The sequence below is a fragment of the Agrobacterium vitis genome, assembly GCF_037039395.1.
In the GTDB taxonomy this organism is placed as follows: Bacteria; Pseudomonadota; Alphaproteobacteria; order Rhizobiales; family Rhizobiaceae; genus Allorhizobium; species Allorhizobium vitis_E.
Genome location: NZ_CP146244.1, coordinates 317,726 through 333,648 on the forward strand (window position 1 = coordinate 317,726; position 15,923 = coordinate 333,648).

Genomic DNA, 15,923 nt, shown 5'->3' on the forward strand with positions numbered 1-15,923 from the left:
TTATTGTGACAGGCAATTTGAAGACTGGATCCTGTATGGCAGATGGCGGCGGTTTCGCCCTTGAGGTGGAAGACATCCACAAGAGCTTCGGCGCGCACGCGGTTCTGAAGGGCCTATCGGTGCGTGCCGCGAAAGGCGACGTCATTTCGATCATCGGGTCCTCCGGGTCTGGAAAAAGTACATTTCTGCGCTGCATCAACCTCCTGGAAATGCCTGATCGAGGGCGTATCGTTGTCAATGGCGAAGAGGTTGCCATCAAGCTGGGTCGGCGTGGTGAGCCAAGGCCCGCCAGCTGGCGTCAGGTTGAGCGGTTGCGGACCGGACTTGGAATGGTGTTTCAAAATTTCAATCTCTGGGCGCATCGCACAGTTTTAGAGAATGTTATCGAAGCGCCTGTGCATGTGATGGGCGTCAAGCGGGCGGAAGCCATCGAACGCGCCGATGCGTTGCTGCATAAGGTTGGTCTTTACGATAAGCGCGATGCCTATCCGGCTTTCCTCTCGGGCGGGCAGCAACAGCGTGCGGCCATTGCACGGGCGCTCTGCGTGGAACCTGCCGTTATGTTGTTCGATGAGCCAACGTCGGCGCTCGATCCGGAATTGGTCGGTGAAGTGCTGAAGGTCATTCGCGATCTCGCCGAGGAAGGCCGCACCATGCTGCTCGTCACCCATGAGATGCGCTTTGCCCGCGATGTTTCCAGCCATGTCCTGTTTCTGCATCAGGGACGTGTTGAGGAGCAGGGGCCGCCTGAACAGGTCTTCGGCAATCCACTCAGCGTCCGGTGTCGAGAATTTACCGGCGGCATCGGCGCCTGACTGCATCTTTGAAAACTCAGAATTCAACCAGGAGAAAGCTCTCTATGAAATTGTTCCCGCTGCTTTTGGCCGGCGCTGCCTTAGCCTTTTCCGCGTTTTCGGCGCAGGCCGATGTGCGTTTCGGTGTTATGAATGAATCCTATCCGCCCTTCTTCGCCAAGGATGCGAGCGGCAAATGGCAGGGTTGGGAAATCGACCTGATGGATGCCGTTTGCGCTGAGATGAAGGAGAAATGCTCTATCGTCGAATTGTCCTGGGATGGACTGATCCCGGCTTTGGGCGCCAAGAAGTTCGACGTGATCTGGTCTTCCATGTCGATTACCGATGAGCGCAAACAGGTGATCGATTTCACCGATAAATATTACAATACCCCCAGCCGGCTGATCGGCGCGAAGGATATGAAGCCGGGCGCCAGCGCTGATGACGTCAAGGGCAAGACCATCGGTATTCAGGTGTCCACCATTCAGTCTGAATATTACAAAAAGTATTTTGCCAAGGTGGCCTCGGAAAAGACCTATCAAACGCTTGATGAAGCCTTTCAGGACTTAGCAGCAGGACGGATCGATTACGTCTTCGGCGATTCCATCGTGCTCGACACTTTCGTCAAGAGTGATGCCGGCAAGGATTGCTGCGCCAATATGGGCGATGTCGCCGATGATGCCGCCGTGCTTGGTTCAGGCGTGGGTGGCGGTTTGCGCAAGGACGATACTGCTTTGAAGGCGAAGCTGAATGCGGCGCTGGCCGCTGTCCGGGCCAGCGGTAAATATGATGAGATCACCAAGAAATATTTCGATTTCAACATCTATGGTAAGTAAACGATAGCTTACGTAAATGGCTGTTTCCCCCGGCATATTCGATCTGCTTTCCCCCTATCCACCCGGATGGGGCGGAACGCTGCTATGGGGTGCCGGGGCAACGCTTGTCATTTCGGCGGGCGCTTTTCTGATAGGGCTGGCGATTGGGATTGGCGGCGCTTTGGGCAAGCTATCCGGCAACCGCCTGCTGCTCGGATTGCTCGATGTCTACACGACAGCGGTGCGCGCCGTGCCGGAACTGATCCTGATCGTCGGTCTTTATTATGCAGGCACCGATGGACTTAACCGGCTTTTGCAGGCATTTGGCATGCCAGTGGTCGAGGTCAATGGGTTGATTGCCGCGATTGCGGTTCTGGGCGTCGTCCAGGGTGCTTATATGACCGAAGTGCTCAGGGGGGCTATCCTGGCGATCCCGGTTGGTCAAAGTGAGGCGGCAAAAGCCTTCGGCATGTCGCCGCTCCTGCGGTTTCGTAGGGTTACTTTGCCGGCGCTGCTGCCCAACGCCCTGCCCGGCCTTGCCAATTTGTGGATGGCTGTCACCAAGGATAGCGCGCTGGTTGCTGTCGTCGGTTACCAGGAACTGGCGCTCGCGACCCGGCTGGCGGGGGCGAGTACCAAGCATTATTTCCTGTTTTTCCTGGCTGCCGCCCTGCTCTATCTCGCCATCACTCTCGTTTCCAATCTGTTCTTCAAGCTGATCGAGCGCCGGGTGCGGCGTGGTCAGCCGCTGCTGTCCTAGGAGATGTGATGGATTTCTCCTGGATAGGCAATTATTGGCCGTTGCTGCTCACCGGAGCATGGCAAACGCTTGCATTGCTGGTGATTTCGGTCGTCCTCGGATTTGTAATGGCCATTGGCCTCGCCTTTGCGCAGGTCAGCGGCGGACCGGTGACGCGGGTCCTTGCGCGCGGCTATTCGACGTTTTTTCGCGGTACGCCGCTACTGATCCAGCTCTGGTTGCTTTATTACGGCGTCGGATCATTGCTGCCGATGATCCCGGGCATTCGTCAAAGTCTTATCTGGCCGCTGCTACGGGAAGGATTTTTCTTTGCGGCGGTCAGTTTCACGCTCAATTACGCGGCTTATGAGGCCGAAGTTTTGCGCGGCGCATTGCTGGCCGTGCCCAAGGGCGAACTTGAGGCGGGCCGTGCTTTCGGCATGGGACGCTTCACGCTCATTCGGCGTGTCTGGCTGCCGCGTGCTATCCGTATCGCTCTCCCCACCATCGCCGGGGAAGTGGTCATGCAGTTGAAGGCCACTCCCCTCGCCTTTACCGTGACGGTCATGGATCTCTATGCGGTCGCCTACAAGGTGCGCCAGGATACGCTGCTTGTCTATGAGCCGCTGATCGTCGTTACCCTCTTCTATCTCGCTCTCACCGCGATCATTGCCCGTTGCTTTCGGGTGGTCGAGGCGCAGGTTCCAATCCGGCGATAACCAACAGGACTATATATATATGACCAAGGTTCGTATTCTCGACGGCGGCATGAGCCGTGAACTTCTTCGGCTCGGTGCGGAGTTGAAGCAACCGGAATGGTCGGCGCTGGCCCTGATCGATGCCCCTGATATCGTTCGCCAGGTGCATGCGGAATTTATTGCGGCCGGTGCGGATGTGGTGACAACCAACTCTTATGCATTGGTGCCGTTTCACATTGGCGAAGAACGGTTCCAGAGCGAAGGCCCGTCGCTGATTGCCCTGTCGGGCGAGTTGGCGCGGCAGGCGGCGGATGCTTCGGGTCGAAAGGTACTCGTGGCGGGCTCTTTGCCACCGATCTTCGGTTCCTATGAGCCGCAGAATTTCGATCCATCAAGGGTTGATGCCTATCTCAATGTCCTCGTCGCCAACCTAGCGCCCTTCGTCGATGTTTGGCTTGGAGAAACTCTCAGCCTGATCGCCGAAGGCGAAGCCGTTCAAAAAGCGGTTGCTGCAACAGGCAAGCCCTTCTGGATTTCGTTTACACTGGCTGATGAAGCGGGGCAGGACGTTGGAGGCAAACCGAAGCTTCGCTCCGGTGAATTGGTCCAGGATGCGGCTCTTTGGGCGGCTGGCTCTGGCGCATCGGCGCTGCTGTTCAATTGCAGTAAGCCGGAAGTGATGAAGGCGGCCGTGGATGTGGCGGCAGCGACATTCAAGCAAAAGGGTGTTTCGCTGGAGATCGGTGTCTATGCCAATGCCTTTGAAGGCGAGCAGGGGGAGACTGCTGCGAATGAAGGCCTGCATGAGACCCGCGCCGACCTGACGGATGATGCCTATTGTCGCTTTGCCTGCGATTGGGCTGACGCGGGTGCAACGATGATTGGCGGTTGCTGCGGCATTGGCGCGGCGCATATACACCAATTGGCGAAGGCTCTGTCTGCGTAGACTAACCATCTATGCGCCGGGTCGGGTCTTGCGCATGATCCAGAGAAAGGCAAGGCATCCGGCAAGACCTGTGACGATGCCAATCGGCATGTCCTCCGGTGCAACGGCCAGTCTTGCGACGAGATCGGCGAGGATCAGCACCAATGCGCCAGTCAGCGCCGAGAGCGGCAGGACGCGGACATTGTCTGATCCCACCAGTGCTCGCACCATATGGGGAACCATCAGGCCGACAAAGCCGATGGCACCTGAAAAAGCGACCATTGTGCCTGTCATCAGCGCGGAGATCACAAACAGCGTCAGGCGAAGCCGGGCGACGGGTACGCCCAGGGTCGCCGCCGTCTCATCTCCCATGGCCAAGGCATTCAGCAAACGCGCATTGGGCAGGAGATAGCAAAGTCCGGCGGCGAGCACGGCGGCGGGGTAAATCAGGTGCTGCCATTGGGCAAGGCCGAGCCCACCCAACATCCAGAAGGTTACGGTTTGGGTGGCGCGGGGATCTCCGAGAAAGACCAGCAGATTGCCGAGCCCGGTAAAGAAAAACCCGACAATCACGCCCGACAGCACCAGCCGGTCGGCCTGAAGACTACGAGTCAATCCCGCCACCAGTCCCACCGTGGCGGTGGCGAGCAGCGCCCCGCCAAATGCGAAAAGCGGTACGGTCAGCAGCCCGAAGACCATGCCGGTATGCAGCAAGGCGAGGATTGCACCGAAAGCGGCGCCAGAGGAGACGCCGAGCAGATGCGGATCGGCGAGTGGATTTCGGGTCGCTGGTTGCAGGACCGCCCCGGTTAGCGCCAGCCCAGCCCCAACAAGTCCACCGAGCAGCACGCGTGGAAATCGAACATCCCAGACGATACTCACTCGCCCCGCTGGCCAATCCACCGTAAAACTGCCCGGGACCAGGTGATTGGCGAGGATCTTCCAGACGGTGGCAACAGGAATGGGAGCCGCACCCAGTGAAATACCGGCACTGACGACGACGATGATCGTCAGAACCAGCAGGATCGGCACACATAAGCGTCTAATGAAAGTCAAGACTTACAGACTTTGCGGATGAAAGGCTTGGGCCAGCCGGGCGATGGCATCGATATTGCGTGGTCCCGGGGTTGCCTCGACATAGTCAAGCACAACGAAACGATCATTTTTCACAGCGTCGATATTCTGGAAGGCCGGGTTATGCTTCATATAATCGATCTTCTGCTGCGCGGTCACTTCGCCATAGTTGACGATGATAATCACCTGCGGATTCCGCTCGATCACAGGTTCCCATGACACTTCCGTCCAGCTTTTCTGCACGTCATCCATGATATTGACGCCGCCTGCAGCTTCGATCATCGCGGTCGGAATGCCGAAGCGGCCCGATGTGAACGGCTTCTGTTCACCGGAATCATAGACAAAAACGGTTGCTGGCTTGTCGGTTGGGCTGATTTTGGCCTGGATTTTCGCCAATTGCTGGCGATAGCCTGCAACCAATGCGTCTGCCCTGTCTTCGACCCGGAATATTCGCCCCAAGTTGACGAGGTCAACGAACATATCGTCCATCGTCGGCTTGGCCTTGGCCATGATATGAATGCAGCTTTCCGTCAGTTCATAGACCTTGATGCCCAATGGGCTGAGGGTGTCCGGCGTCACCTCGCCGCCGACCTTCATGCCATAGTTCCAGCCAGCGAAATAGAAATCCGCATTGGCATTGAGCAGGACTTCCTTGCTCGGATATTTCGGCGACAGTTCCGGCATTTGGCTGACACCATCACGCAGTTTTTCGTCCAGCGTCTTCCAGCCGGAGACCCCGGTATAACCGACCATATGGTCCTGTAATTTCAGCGCCAGCATCATTTCGGTCAGGTTGACGTCATTGGAGACGGCGCGTTGCGGGGCTGAATCAAAGGTAACCTCACGGTTACAGCTCTTGACGGTAACGGGTTCCGCTGCGGCCGCGGTGAGGCTGACTGCTGCAAGAACAGTTGAAAGCACGAAGGTGAGACGTACGTTTTTCATCTATGGTCCAATGGTTTACGGATCAGGCACTGAGCGCGAAGGAAAAATTGCGGGTGACGCCGCCATCCAGGCTGTGGACATGAGTTTGAACGGTGAAGGCTGCGGACAGATGGTCTGCGGTCAGGACATCGCGCGGACAGCCCTCGGCAATCATCCGTCCGTCCTTCAGAATGATTGCTCTTGTGGCAAAGCCTGCGGCAAGATTGATGTCATGCAGCGTGGTGACGATGGTAATGCCGAGACCGCGCAGCAGATCGAGAATTTCCAATTGGTTGCGAATATCGAGATGGTTGGATGGCTCATCCAGAATGAGCAATTGCGGGTCTTGCGCCAGCGCCCTGGCGACGAGAACGCGTTGCTTTTCGCCGCCTGACAAAGTTGCAAAATCACGTCGCGCCAGATCGGTGACATGGAGATGATCCATGGCATGCAGCGCTCTGGCTTTGTCGTCTCCGGTGCCCTGCGACCTTTTCCACGCGCTTTTCTGCCAGGGAATTCGGCCCATCATGACGATATCTTCGACGGTGAAAGGGAAATCTGCCGGCATTTCCTGGACCACGACGGCAATCCGGCGGGCAACCGTCCGCGGATCGATTGTCCATAGATCCTGCCCGTCCAGCAGCACCCTGCCCTCACTGGGGCGCACGGCACGATAAAGGCAGCGCAGCAGCGATGTCTTGCCAGCGCCATTCGGGCCGATAATGGCCAGACGCTCACCGGCGGCGAGCGTAAAATCCACGTTTTTTATCAGGGATCGCGCGCCCGTTGGCCCATAGCTGAGCCCCCTCACCTCAAGCGAGGCACCATGACAGTCACAGCTCATGCAGGAGCCTGTATCGGTAAACCGGACATCAGGCGTGCCCCGGTTCGGGCCGGATCGTCTGAACAAGGAACGGATGGCCACGCCTCTCGGCGGACCTGAAGTCTTATCGCTGCCATCGGAACACCCCGTCCGTTGCGGTTGAACATCCAAATGGCAGGTCTCCTGGCTTGCGGGTCGCTGTTGGTCTGCGCCTTCCCGGCTTGTCGCCAGTGGCATCGTGCAGGCCCACTCGCCGCTCACAGTTGCGGGGGCAGCCACGGTTTCGGTCCCTTTTGGGTAAGCCTCACCGTATTCCCTTTTCAGCCGCAGCCTTCTTTGCAAGGCCACAGCACCATTTGGATCTATCACTGACATGGGTTGCGGTTCCGCACAAGTCCGTTTTCAAACTATATCGACATAAGGTTTTGTTATAACGTTACCTAAACTGGGTCAAGCAATAGACTAGGAATTTGTCCGGGTGGCTGGGGGCCACGCCGAACAAATCCGGGAAAGCTTCAAGGAGATAGGTCGATGAAAGAGATATGGATACGGCCTCTTACTTACGGCCACCCATTTCCACGATTGGCGGTTCGGCGTCGGCGGGCAAGGGGCTTTGATAGGGTTGGCCCTTGCGACGGGCGACAAGATCGGCAAGTGCAGCTTCGCGTAACTGTTCGCTTTCGAAGGCGGCGCGGCCTGTGGCAGCCATGACTTTTGCCGCCGCGATCATGCCCTTGTGCGCCAGCGGACTTTTCCCCTGCGTCACCAATTGCCAGGTGTGGAAAGGTGTGCCGATGGTGCAAGTCGGCCCATCGGCCTGCACGGTTGGCACCACCCAGCTGACATCGCCGACATCGGTTGATCCGGTCAATAGCGGCGTGCGGTCATGGGCGGGCAGGATGAAATCGGCAAGCGGGATATCGCGCTCCGGTAGCCCCTCGAAACGCCAGGGCGCCGACTTCTCTTCCGGCGTCAAGACGGCGCGGATCGTTTCGGCGAAAGCCCTGTCCTCGGCATCGAAAGGTGGTGGGCCGAGTTCTTCCCAGGCCTCCTGCATGGCCGCCATCAGCGGACCATTGGTCAGCACGTTGGAAACGGCGCTGATTACCTGTGTTTCCAGCCGGGTCTCGGTCATCAATGCCGCACCTTCGCCAATTTTCTTGACCCTTTCCACGAGGGTCTTCATGCCTTGCAGTTCCGGGGCGCGGATCAGATAGCGGACCTTAGCATAGGCCTGGACGACATTGGGTGAAATGCCACCCGCATCCAGAATAGCGGCGTGTACGCGGCAATCGGATGGCATGTGTTCGCGCATATAATTGACGCCAACGCTCATCAGTTCCACCGCATCGAGAGCGCTGCGCCCCAGATCGGGGTTTGATCCGGCATGGGCCGCCCTCCCCCGGAAAGTGAAATCGACGCGGGAGTTGGCAAGTGAGGTGGTGCGCTGCACGCCCGCGAAGGAGTTTGGATGCCAGCTGATGGCGATATCGACACCTTCGAAGGCCCCTGCCCTGACCATAAAGGCCTTGGCGGCTCCGCCCTCTTCGGCCGGGCAACCATAATAGCGCACCCGTCCGGGAAAGCCCTTTTCTTTCAACCAGTCTTTCAGGGCAGCGGCGGCCAGAAGAGCTGCGGAGCCGAGCAGGTTATGGCCGCAGCCATGGCCGTTGCCGCCTGCGGCAACTGGCTTATGTTCAGCGACGCCTGCTTCTTGGCTCAGGCCGGACAGGGCATCATATTCGCCGAGAAACGCAATGATGGGACCGCCCTCCCCTGCTTCGCCCATGACGGCGGTGGGTATGCCGGCCAATTGTTCGCTGACACGAAATCCTTCGGCCTTCAGCATGGCGACATGCTCTGCGACGGACGATTCTTCCATATAGCAGGTTTCCGGCATGCCCCAGATCCGGTCGCTCAACGCGATAAAATCAGGCGTCTTGGTATCGATGATCGACCAAAGTGCGGCGGATGTATTGGGGGAAACGGTCATGGGGACACCTTTGACAATAAACACCCGCCAACCATAAAAGCTTGGCGCTCAGCGGCAAGCCTTTATGCCGCTGTTTTACCAGGCAATTCGATTTTGTGATGGAAAGTTAGTCATCCAGAGCGCCTGCTCTTCTGCATCAGGCGGGCGGTTCTGTGCGTGTGTCTGCCGCGCGGGCCTTGGCTGCCTGGAGAATGTCGCGGGTTTCGCGCGCCTTGGCAACCGCTTCTGAAAGCGCCCGGTTTGGAACCGCGCCGGGATCTTCCTGGCCGTCGCTCAATTGGCTTTCCTGCTCGAGATTGCGGATCACATCCTTTAAGGCCTCGGGTCCTTGCAGGCTTGCCGTCAGAAGTGAAATCAGCAATTCGCGGTGGGCGTTGATACGCCCCCGCATGGTTTCCGGCGTTGCGTCTGTCATGAATGCAGGCTCCGAGCCGACTTGGTCCGCGCCGGGATACGGCGATGAGTGACGGCATTATAAAGAGCGGCATATTGTTCGGCGCTGCGCTCCCAGCTGTAATGAGCCCGCATGGCCTGAAGCTGCAACCGCCGCCAATGGCGGGGTACGGCATAGGCATCCAGCGCCCGGCGAAGCGCATGGCGCAGACCGTCGGTGGTAATCTGGTCGAACTGGAAACCGGTTGCCGCCTTGGCAGACATTGCTGCGTCATTGGCGTCGATAATGGTTTCCGCCAGCCCTCCAGTGCGTGACACCACCGGTACGCAGCCATAGCGCAGGGCATAAAGCTGGGTCAGGCCGCAGGGTTCGAAACGCGATGGCTGAATGATGGAATCGGCACCACCGTGAATGCGATGGGCGGTTTCCTCATCATAGCCGATCTTGACTGCCATCCGGCCAGGAAAGCGCTGTGCGGTATCGATCAGCGCCTGTTCCAGCGCACGATCTCCCTGCCCGAGCACGATCAACTTACCGCCACCATCGATGATTTCGCTGGCGGCTTCCGCCAGCATATCCATGCCTTTTTGCCAGGTAATACGGGTAATGGCAGCGAAGAGCGGTCCGTCATCGTTATCGAGGCCAAATTGGTTTTGCAAGTCCACCTTGTTCAACCGCTTGAGGCCGATGGTCTTCTGGTCAAAGCGGGAGAACAGATGCGGATCGGTGGCCGGGTTCCAGATTTCCGGATCGATCCCATTGACGATACCGCGCAGCTTGTCCTTGCGCTGCTTGAGAACGCCTTCAAGGCCCATGCCAAAGCGCGGCGAAAGGATTTCCCGGGCATAGGTCGGGCTGACGGCGGTGATCATGCTCGACGTCATCAGGCCACCCTTCAAGTAGCTGATATCGCCATAATATTCCATGCAGTCCGTCGACATCACGGTTGGCGGAAGGCCGATGGACGGCAAAAGGGCGGCATTGAACTGGCCCTGAAATGCCAGATTGTGGATGGTCAAGACCACAGGTGTCGTGCAATCCATGTGCCGCAAATACACCGAGGTCAGAGCCGTTTGCCAGTCATGGGTGTGAACGACATCGGGAACCCAGCCCGGCAGGCTGCCAGCGGCAATTTCGGCGGCGGCCAGAGACAGGACCGCAAATCGCTTCCAATTGTCGGGATGGTCGAGGCCGTTCTCATCCACATAAGGGCCGCCCGGCCGGTCGAACAATTGCGGTGCATCGAGCACGAAAAGATCGAGGCCATGGATGCTGGCGGCATAGAGTGCGGCGGATTCGCCAAGAAGATCTTCGAAAACCAACAGCGGCGGCTGGTCCCGGATCAATCTGCGGACATTGCTATAGCCTGGAATCAACGTCCGCGTGGCAACACCAAAACTTGCGAGCGCCTTTGGCAGAGCGCCCGTGACATCGCCGAGACCGCCAGTTTTGACGAGCGGAAAAATTTCCGAGGTGACGGAAAGCGAGAGCAGACTCTGATCGATGACATTGCCTTTCTGCATGCGTTGCGGAAGGCAGCGGATTCCAGCCGCAGCGATCGCCATGTCCTGCCGGTCTGAAAAAACAGGTGCCATCAGATTATCTTTCGCTTGCGTTTCGTCGTTGCGGCAGGCTTTGGATCTTGGGGCACATCGGCCATCTCAGCTTCTGGGCTTTGTCTGGTCTTGGCCGCCTGAGCCTTGGTCGTTGGGGCCTTGGCAGTCTGCGTTTTGGCGGCTTGGCTCGCACGCTTGAGCGCGCCTGCCTTAGCCTTTTGCGCAGATTGGGATAGCTCGTAAAATTCGCGATGGGCCTGTTGCCAATGGGCATCATCCTTCCCGTGTGGCTTGCCTTCTTCTTCCCAAAGGCTATAGGCTCGCTTTTCGATCCACTCTTTGTCGGATGGCTTCATCGTCTATCTCCCATTGACCACCCCTCTAACGTGAAATCGGCCGTTTCTGTTCCCCTAACAGCAGTGATTTAGTGAAATTTTCATCGCTGACTTGCGGATAGGCAGAGGGCGATAAAGGTGCCGTCGATCAACGCCCTTGGCAGACAAGGAATTATCGCTTTTTCAGGAACAATAACCCCTGCCCATCTGTTTTCGACCCGAGCGTCACACACGAAGAGAAGACAGTGGGACAAAGGAGAAGACAATGGAATTGATTGGCACTTTGGTGCATCCTGAAAAGGGCGGACGGTCCGGATATAATGTCGAGTTCGTTTCCGACAGCGGTGATGTGGTCTCTGTACAACTGAAACAAAGCGAGGGACGGGCTCTCACACGCGAAAATGCGCCGGAAGCAGCCAGGTCGCTACTGGAAGAAATCAGCACGAAAGAGGTTGTTGAAGGGGGTACGCGCCACGCCGATCAAGCCCGGCGGGATGAGGGCGACCGTGATCTCAACGATGCCCTGGAAGATACTTTTCCTGCCAGCGACCCGGTCTCGATGGCGACCACCAGCACGATCGGTGGCACGGGAAATAACGACAACTGATTATCGCATCATGGTGCTCGGCCAAAAGTTGACAGGTTGACATCTGTCAACGGCGAGTGGGGACGGTATGTCTGTCACTCGCGGGTTAGCAAAAAGAAGAATGGCCTGTCGAAATCACGATGCTCCATCAGTCCGAGACAGCGGCGGTCATCGATACGGCGGAAATGGTCGATGATCGGCTTTTCGTCATAGATCATCGCTGCGCTGACAGTGCCGCCCAATGCGACAGGCCTTAACCGGGCTTTTGGGCGGCCAGAAGCGAAAAACCGCCCTAAATTACGGACTGCCGTTCGTCCTACCGCGTTATTGAACAGCCTGGGCGATGCAAGCAAAAGCCGCAGCGGAATGAAAAACGGGTTTAACGGATAAAAACCGAAGCGGTCGCGCATGATAAGCGGATGGCCTTCGTCGGCTGAGACGAAATTCTTGCCGTGCCAACCGAAAGGCGGCAACAGGCCGTCTATCAGATGATTTGTCGCTAACTCCTGCCCTAACCACATGCCGATCATGTCATCGACTTCGAGGGCTGGCAGTTGAAGAAACCTGGCGATTGCTTCTTCGCCTGTTGTGCCATGCTGTTGCCATTGGGTCAGCCAGTCCGTATCTGCAAAAACCTGTGTTGTCACGGCAATGTGTTCCCGCTTTCTAGAGTGTCCGGTCCGGCGCATTGCATGACGTTTTCCCTTGCCTCATGAGGCTCCTCTCCGGCTGATGGTCCTGGACGGTTTGCTCGTTGTGCCTCGCTTGCGGTCTCTATGGCAGATCGCTTTTGGGGCGTTGTCGATGGGGCCAAGAACCCTGCGGTTTTGCTTTCATTGCTGCATTATTGCGCTTTCTATGCGGCAATTATGCGTTGCTGCTATCAACATCACTTCACGGCATTTGTTCCTTTTGTGACTGTCACGCTGCGTTGAACGTGGGTGAGGTATTGTGTTTGCGGCTATTTCGGGCGTTTGATCCCTTTGATACATCTTCAGAAAACGAGCCGGACGCAGGACCGGATTTGTCTGAAACGCTGAAAAGTGATGGCAGGTCTGCACCAGTGGGGTTTGCATCGTTGATGTGAATGGCCTACTCCCTAACACGTGAAATAGTTGACATATGACAAATGCCAAGAGGCGCCATTGCGCGCGCATTGTCAGTGAAGAATGGATGAGCGGCGATCATGACGCGGTTTTTACCCGATAAATTTACCCTGATGCTTGTGTGTACAGTGGCTCTGGCTTCAGTCTTGCCGATCAGCGGTCAGCCGGCGATTTATTTCGGCTGGGCAACGAAAGTTGCGATTGCGGCGCTGTTTTTTCTGCATGGCGCCCGCCTGTCGCGGGATGTTGTGATTGCCGGCATGTTGCATTGGCGACTGCATCTATCGATCCTGGCCGTGACCTTCGTGATCTTTCCTTTGCTCGGCCTCGGGCTGGGGTTTTTCGTACAGGGTTTCCTGCCGTCCTCGCTTTATCTTGGCATTCTGTATATCTGCGTCCTGCCATCGACCGTCCAATCGTCTATTGCCTTTACCTCCATGGCAGGGGGCAATGTGCCAGCGGCGATCTGTTCAGCCTCGGCATCGAATATTTTCGGCATGATCCTCACCCCCCTGCTCTGCGGGCTGCTGCTATCGGCCGGTGGCCATGGCGGGATCTCGCTTGATGCTGTCTTGCAAATCTTCGTGCAATTGCTGCTTCCGTTCATTGTGGGGCAGCTGTTGCAACCCTTTATCGGCAACTGGGTCAGGGCGCGCAAATCCCTACTATCGCCAATTGATCGCGGCTCGATCCTGATGGTGGTTTATGCCGCCTTCAGTGAGGCAGTCATCGAGGGGATCTGGAAGCATTTTTCGCTTGCCGATATTGGCGCGGTCGTGGTGGTCGATATCGTCTTGCTGGCATTGGCCCTGATCATCACCACCTTCGGCAGCCGGTTGCTCGGTTTTTCCAAGGAGGATGAAATCGCCATCACCTTCTGTGGCTCAAAGAAAAGTCTGGCCTCCGGCGTACCGATGGCCAGCGCTATTTTTGCCGGGCAAAGCATCGGCGCCATCGTCATGCCGTTGATGCTGTTTCACCAGATCCAGCTGATGGCCTGCGCGGTGATCGCCCAGAAATATGCGGAAAAGCGCAAGCTGAAGGAAGCCGAAGTGGTGGTTGCTTCGGCCTGACGCGGTTATACCAAGTCTCTGACATGCTGACGCATCTTCGACTTGAAGGCCCTTCATGAAAAGGCAATCTGCGCTTTCATTGCCTTGCTACGGTCGGATGCGATGGTGAAGGCGGAGAGTGCGTCCTCCAAGGCGACCGTATGGGTAATCAGCGGTTTGACGTCGATCAGTCCCTTGCGCATCAGGTCCACTCCGACGGCAAATTCACTGTGGAAACGGAAGGAGCCGCGCAGGTCAAGCTCCTTGGCGGTAATGGCCATCATCGGCAGGGTCATGTCGCCGCCAAGTCCGAGTTGCATGATGACGCCGCGTGGACGCATGGCGGAAATTCCGCCAGCCAGCGCCGAGGCAACGCCGGTGCATTCGTAAAGCACATCGAATGTGCCTTTCCCCACAGCATAGTCGGCAAGGCCGTCCGGCTGGGTTGCGGTGTTGATCACCCGGTCAGCACCTGCTGCCTTGGCCAGTGCCAGGGTGAAGTCCGAGAGATCGGTGGCGACGATTTCCTTTGCTCCGGCCCTCCGGGCGGCAATGATCGACAAAACGCCAATCGGACCGCAACCGGTGACCAGAACCCGCTTGCCGAGCATTTCCCCGGCCCGCCGCGTTGCGTGCAACGTCACGGCCAGTGGTTCGGCCATCGCCGCCTCCCCCGCGCTCAGGCCATCCGCCACCACGCATTGGCTGGCGTCAGCGACAAGGCTTTGCCGGAACGCACCCTGGATATGGGGAAAGGGCATGGCGCTGCCGTAAAACCGCATATTGATGCATTGATTGTGCAGGCCTTCCTGACAATAGGCGCAGGTGTGGCACGGGCGCGACGGTGAGACGGCGACGAGCTGGCCAATCTCCAGTCCTGTGACCCCTGCCCCCAATGTCTCGACATAGGCCGAGACTTCATGACCAAGGATCATCGGCTGTTTCAGCCTGACCGCGCCAAATCCGCCGTGATTGTAATAGTGCAGGTCGCTGCCGCAGATGCCGCCAGTGGCTAGCCGCAATTTTACCTCGCCTGGACCGGGCTCGACCTCGTCCACCTCTTCGATGCGAACGTCTTTCGCTGCATGGGCAACAATGGCTTTCATGGATTTATCCTCATAGAACCGGGGTTGGCAGAGCCGAACCGGCGAAATGTGCGATCAGATTATCGCGGACCAACTGGCCCATGGCCTGGCGGGTTTCAATCGTGCCGGAGGCGTGGTGGGGCTGGAGCAGGACATTATCCAGGGCCAGAAACCGTGGATCGAGCCTGGGCTCGCCTTCGAACACATCCAGCGCGGCAGAGCCCAGCCGTCCGGTTTCCAGCGCGTCCAGCAAGGCGGCTTCATCGATATTCGAGGCACGGGAAATGTTGATCAGCATACCCTCCGGCCCCAGCGCCTCGATCACGTCGCGCCCGACGATATGCCTTGTATCGGCGGATGCGGCCAGCGTGACAAACAGGAAATCGGATGTTCTGGCCAGTTCCACGGGATCGGCAACGAATGTCATGTCCTCGCCATAGGGTTTCGGTGCAACATCGCTGTAGGAAATCTGCATATCGAAGCCTTTGAGGCGTTTGGCGACCTCAAAGCCGATACGGCCAAGGCCCAGCACCCCTGCCCGCCTGCCCCAAACCCGGCGTTTCAGCGGATAAAGGCCCTTTGCAGCCCAACTGCCATCCTTCACCCAGGTTTCGGCGCCGATCATGCCGCGCGAGTGGCACAGCATCATTGCCACACCGAGATCTGCCACGTCATTGGTCAGCACGTCGGGTGTATTGGTGACGCGGATGCTACGGGCGCGGCAAGCGTCGAGATCCACGGCGTCATAGCCAACGCCGTAGACAGAGATAATTTCGAGCTTCGGGCAGGCGTCGATCAAGGCACGGTCAGCACCGAGTTCTCCCCTTGTGGCAATAGCGCGAATGCTTGGTCCGACGGTGGTGAGAAAGGCGGCTTTGTCATGTGCTTCGAAATAGCGATGCACGGAAAATTGCGCATTCAAGGGCTCTTCGTCCCAGGGCGGATAAGGTCCGACCTGCAAAATCTCCGGCTTTGCCACTTTCTCGTCCTCCCATTGGCGAACCCGTCTAAAAAACTTGACAGG

The 15,923-nt window shown here is 57.6% G+C and carries 17 protein-coding genes and 1 riboswitch; of the genes, 7 read left to right on the forward strand and 10 right to left on the reverse strand.

Annotation, left to right across the window (positions count from 1 at the left end; genetic code table 11):
- Positions 1 to 35: 35 nt before the first annotated feature.
- From V6582_RS22885 to V6582_RS22905, 5 genes are read left to right on the forward strand one after another with little or no spacing between them, the layout of a single operon-like run.
- Positions 36 to 815 carry an ABC transporter ATP-binding protein gene (locus tag V6582_RS22885; RefSeq protein ID WP_156632695.1) on the forward strand — a complete coding sequence of 260 codons (780 nt, stop codon included), beginning with the start codon at positions 36 to 38 and terminating at the stop codon, positions 813 to 815.
- 44 nt (positions 816 to 859) lie between these two features.
- Positions 860 to 1,630 carry a transporter substrate-binding domain-containing protein gene (locus tag V6582_RS22890; protein WP_156632696.1) on the forward strand — a complete coding sequence of 257 codons (771 nt, stop codon included), beginning with the start codon at positions 860 to 862 and terminating at the stop codon, positions 1,628 to 1,630.
- Positions 1,631 to 1,646: 16 nt separating this feature from the next.
- On the forward strand, positions 1,647 to 2,369 hold the full coding sequence (locus V6582_RS22895) for an ABC transporter permease (protein WP_156632697.1): 723 nt from the start codon (positions 1,647 to 1,649) through the stop codon (positions 2,367 to 2,369).
- Positions 2,370 to 2,377: 8 nt separating this feature from the next.
- The gene (locus V6582_RS22900; protein WP_156632698.1) at positions 2,378 to 3,067 is read left to right on the forward strand and encodes an ABC transporter permease; all 690 of its coding nucleotides are present in this window, start codon (positions 2,378 to 2,380) and stop codon (positions 3,065 to 3,067) included.
- A gap of 19 nt (positions 3,068 to 3,086) precedes the next feature.
- Positions 3,087 to 3,992, forward strand: a complete 906-nt coding sequence (locus tag V6582_RS22905; protein WP_156632699.1) for a homocysteine S-methyltransferase family protein — start codon at positions 3,087 to 3,089, stop codon at positions 3,990 to 3,992.
- A 9-nt stretch (positions 3,993 to 4,001) separates the two neighbouring features.
- Here the strand turns inward: V6582_RS22905 and V6582_RS22910 are convergent, their stop codons facing one another.
- The 7 genes from V6582_RS22910 to V6582_RS22940 form a co-directional block, all read right to left on the reverse strand.
- A complete protein-coding gene (locus V6582_RS22910; RefSeq protein ID WP_349509002.1) occupies positions 4,002 to 5,003 on the reverse strand; it encodes a FecCD family ABC transporter permease in 1,002 nt (333 codons plus the stop codon).
- Between the two features lie 27 nt (positions 5,004 to 5,030).
- Positions 5,031 to 5,990, reverse strand: coding sequence for an ABC transporter substrate-binding protein (locus tag V6582_RS22915; RefSeq protein WP_156632700.1), 960 nt, complete (start codon positions 5,988 to 5,990; stop codon positions 5,031 to 5,033).
- A gap of 22 nt (positions 5,991 to 6,012) precedes the next feature.
- On the reverse strand, positions 6,013 to 6,729 hold the full coding sequence (locus tag V6582_RS22920; protein WP_337739310.1) for an ABC transporter ATP-binding protein: 717 nt from the start codon (positions 6,727 to 6,729) through the stop codon (positions 6,013 to 6,015).
- A gap of 219 nt (positions 6,730 to 6,948) precedes the next feature.
- Positions 6,949 to 7,164: riboswitch (cobalamin riboswitch) on the reverse strand.
- Positions 7,165 to 7,348: 184 nt separating this feature from the next.
- Positions 7,349 to 8,785, reverse strand: a complete 1,437-nt coding sequence (locus tag V6582_RS22925) for an amidohydrolase (RefSeq protein WP_156632701.1) — start codon at positions 8,783 to 8,785, stop codon at positions 7,349 to 7,351.
- Between the two features lie 136 nt (positions 8,786 to 8,921).
- On the reverse strand, positions 8,922 to 9,200 hold the full coding sequence (locus V6582_RS22930) for a hypothetical protein (protein ID WP_156632702.1): 279 nt from the start codon (positions 9,198 to 9,200) through the stop codon (positions 8,922 to 8,924).
- Positions 9,197 to 10,702: a glycogen synthase GlgA gene (gene glgA, locus V6582_RS22935; protein WP_156632765.1), complete on the reverse strand. Its 1,506-nt coding sequence runs from the start codon at positions 10,700 to 10,702 to the stop codon at positions 9,197 to 9,199. The genes V6582_RS22930 and glgA overlap by 4 nt, the downstream gene beginning before the upstream one ends.
- Before the next feature lie 71 nt (positions 10,703 to 10,773).
- Positions 10,774 to 11,091, reverse strand: a complete 318-nt coding sequence (locus V6582_RS22940; protein ID WP_156632703.1) for a DUF2934 domain-containing protein — start codon at positions 11,089 to 11,091, stop codon at positions 10,774 to 10,776.
- Positions 11,092 to 11,335: 244 nt separating this feature from the next.
- Between V6582_RS22940 and V6582_RS22945 the strand changes: the two genes are divergently transcribed.
- Complete coding sequence (locus V6582_RS22945) at positions 11,336 to 11,677, forward strand: hypothetical protein (RefSeq protein WP_156632704.1); 342 nt, start codon at positions 11,336 to 11,338, stop codon at positions 11,675 to 11,677.
- Positions 11,678 to 11,751: 74 nt separating this feature from the next.
- Here the strand turns inward: V6582_RS22945 and V6582_RS22950 are convergent, their stop codons facing one another.
- Entirely contained in the window at positions 11,752 to 12,303 is a 552-nt protein-coding gene (locus V6582_RS22950) for a DUF4334 domain-containing protein (RefSeq protein WP_197434420.1), read from the reverse strand.
- 539 nt (positions 12,304 to 12,842) lie between these two features.
- Between V6582_RS22950 and V6582_RS22955 the strand changes: the two genes are divergently transcribed.
- Positions 12,843 to 13,835 carry a bile acid:sodium symporter family protein gene (locus tag V6582_RS22955; protein WP_156632706.1) on the forward strand — a complete coding sequence of 331 codons (993 nt, stop codon included), beginning with the start codon at positions 12,843 to 12,845 and terminating at the stop codon, positions 13,833 to 13,835.
- 53 nt (positions 13,836 to 13,888) lie between these two features.
- Here V6582_RS22955 and V6582_RS22960 read toward each other — a convergent pair whose 3' ends face one another.
- The gene (locus tag V6582_RS22960) at positions 13,889 to 14,920 is read right to left on the reverse strand and encodes an L-idonate 5-dehydrogenase (protein ID WP_156632707.1); all 1,032 of its coding nucleotides are present in this window, start codon (positions 14,918 to 14,920) and stop codon (positions 13,889 to 13,891) included.
- 10 nt (positions 14,921 to 14,930) lie between these two features.
- Positions 14,931 to 15,878 carry a 2-hydroxyacid dehydrogenase gene (locus V6582_RS22965; protein ID WP_337739311.1) on the reverse strand — a complete coding sequence of 316 codons (948 nt, stop codon included), beginning with the start codon at positions 15,876 to 15,878 and terminating at the stop codon, positions 14,931 to 14,933.
- Positions 15,879 to 15,923: the final 45 nt, after the last annotated feature.

Coding starts and splice junctions, on each gene's coding strand:
- V6582_RS22885 (WP_156632695.1), top strand. CDS start 36: ATGGCAGATGGCGGCGGTTTCGCCCTTGAGGTGGAAGACATCCACAAG.
- V6582_RS22890 (WP_156632696.1), top strand. CDS start 860: ATGAAATTGTTCCCGCTGCTTTTGGCCGGCGCTGCCTTAGCCTTTTCC.
- V6582_RS22895 (WP_156632697.1), top strand. CDS start 1,647: ATGGCTGTTTCCCCCGGCATATTCGATCTGCTTTCCCCCTATCCACCC.
- V6582_RS22900 (WP_156632698.1), top strand. CDS start 2,378: ATGGATTTCTCCTGGATAGGCAATTATTGGCCGTTGCTGCTCACCGGA.
- V6582_RS22905 (WP_156632699.1), top strand. CDS start 3,087: ATGACCAAGGTTCGTATTCTCGACGGCGGCATGAGCCGTGAACTTCTT.
- V6582_RS22915 (WP_156632700.1), bottom strand. CDS start 5,990: ATGAAAAACGTACGTCTCACCTTCGTGCTTTCAACTGTTCTTGCAGCA.
- V6582_RS22925 (WP_156632701.1), bottom strand. CDS start 8,785: ATGACCGTTTCCCCCAATACATCCGCCGCACTTTGGTCGATCATCGAT.
- V6582_RS22930 (WP_156632702.1), bottom strand. CDS start 9,200: ATGACAGACGCAACGCCGGAAACCATGCGGGGGCGTATCAACGCCCAC.
- glgA (WP_156632765.1), bottom strand. CDS start 10,702: ATGCAGAAAGGCAATGTCATCGATCAGAGTCTGCTCTCGCTTTCCGTC.
- V6582_RS22940 (WP_156632703.1), bottom strand. CDS start 11,091: ATGAAGCCATCCGACAAAGAGTGGATCGAAAAGCGAGCCTATAGCCTT.
- V6582_RS22945 (WP_156632704.1), top strand. CDS start 11,336: ATGGAATTGATTGGCACTTTGGTGCATCCTGAAAAGGGCGGACGGTCC.
- V6582_RS22955 (WP_156632706.1), top strand. CDS start 12,843: ATGACGCGGTTTTTACCCGATAAATTTACCCTGATGCTTGTGTGTACA.
- V6582_RS22960 (WP_156632707.1), bottom strand. CDS start 14,920: ATGAAAGCCATTGTTGCCCATGCAGCGAAAGACGTTCGCATCGAAGAG.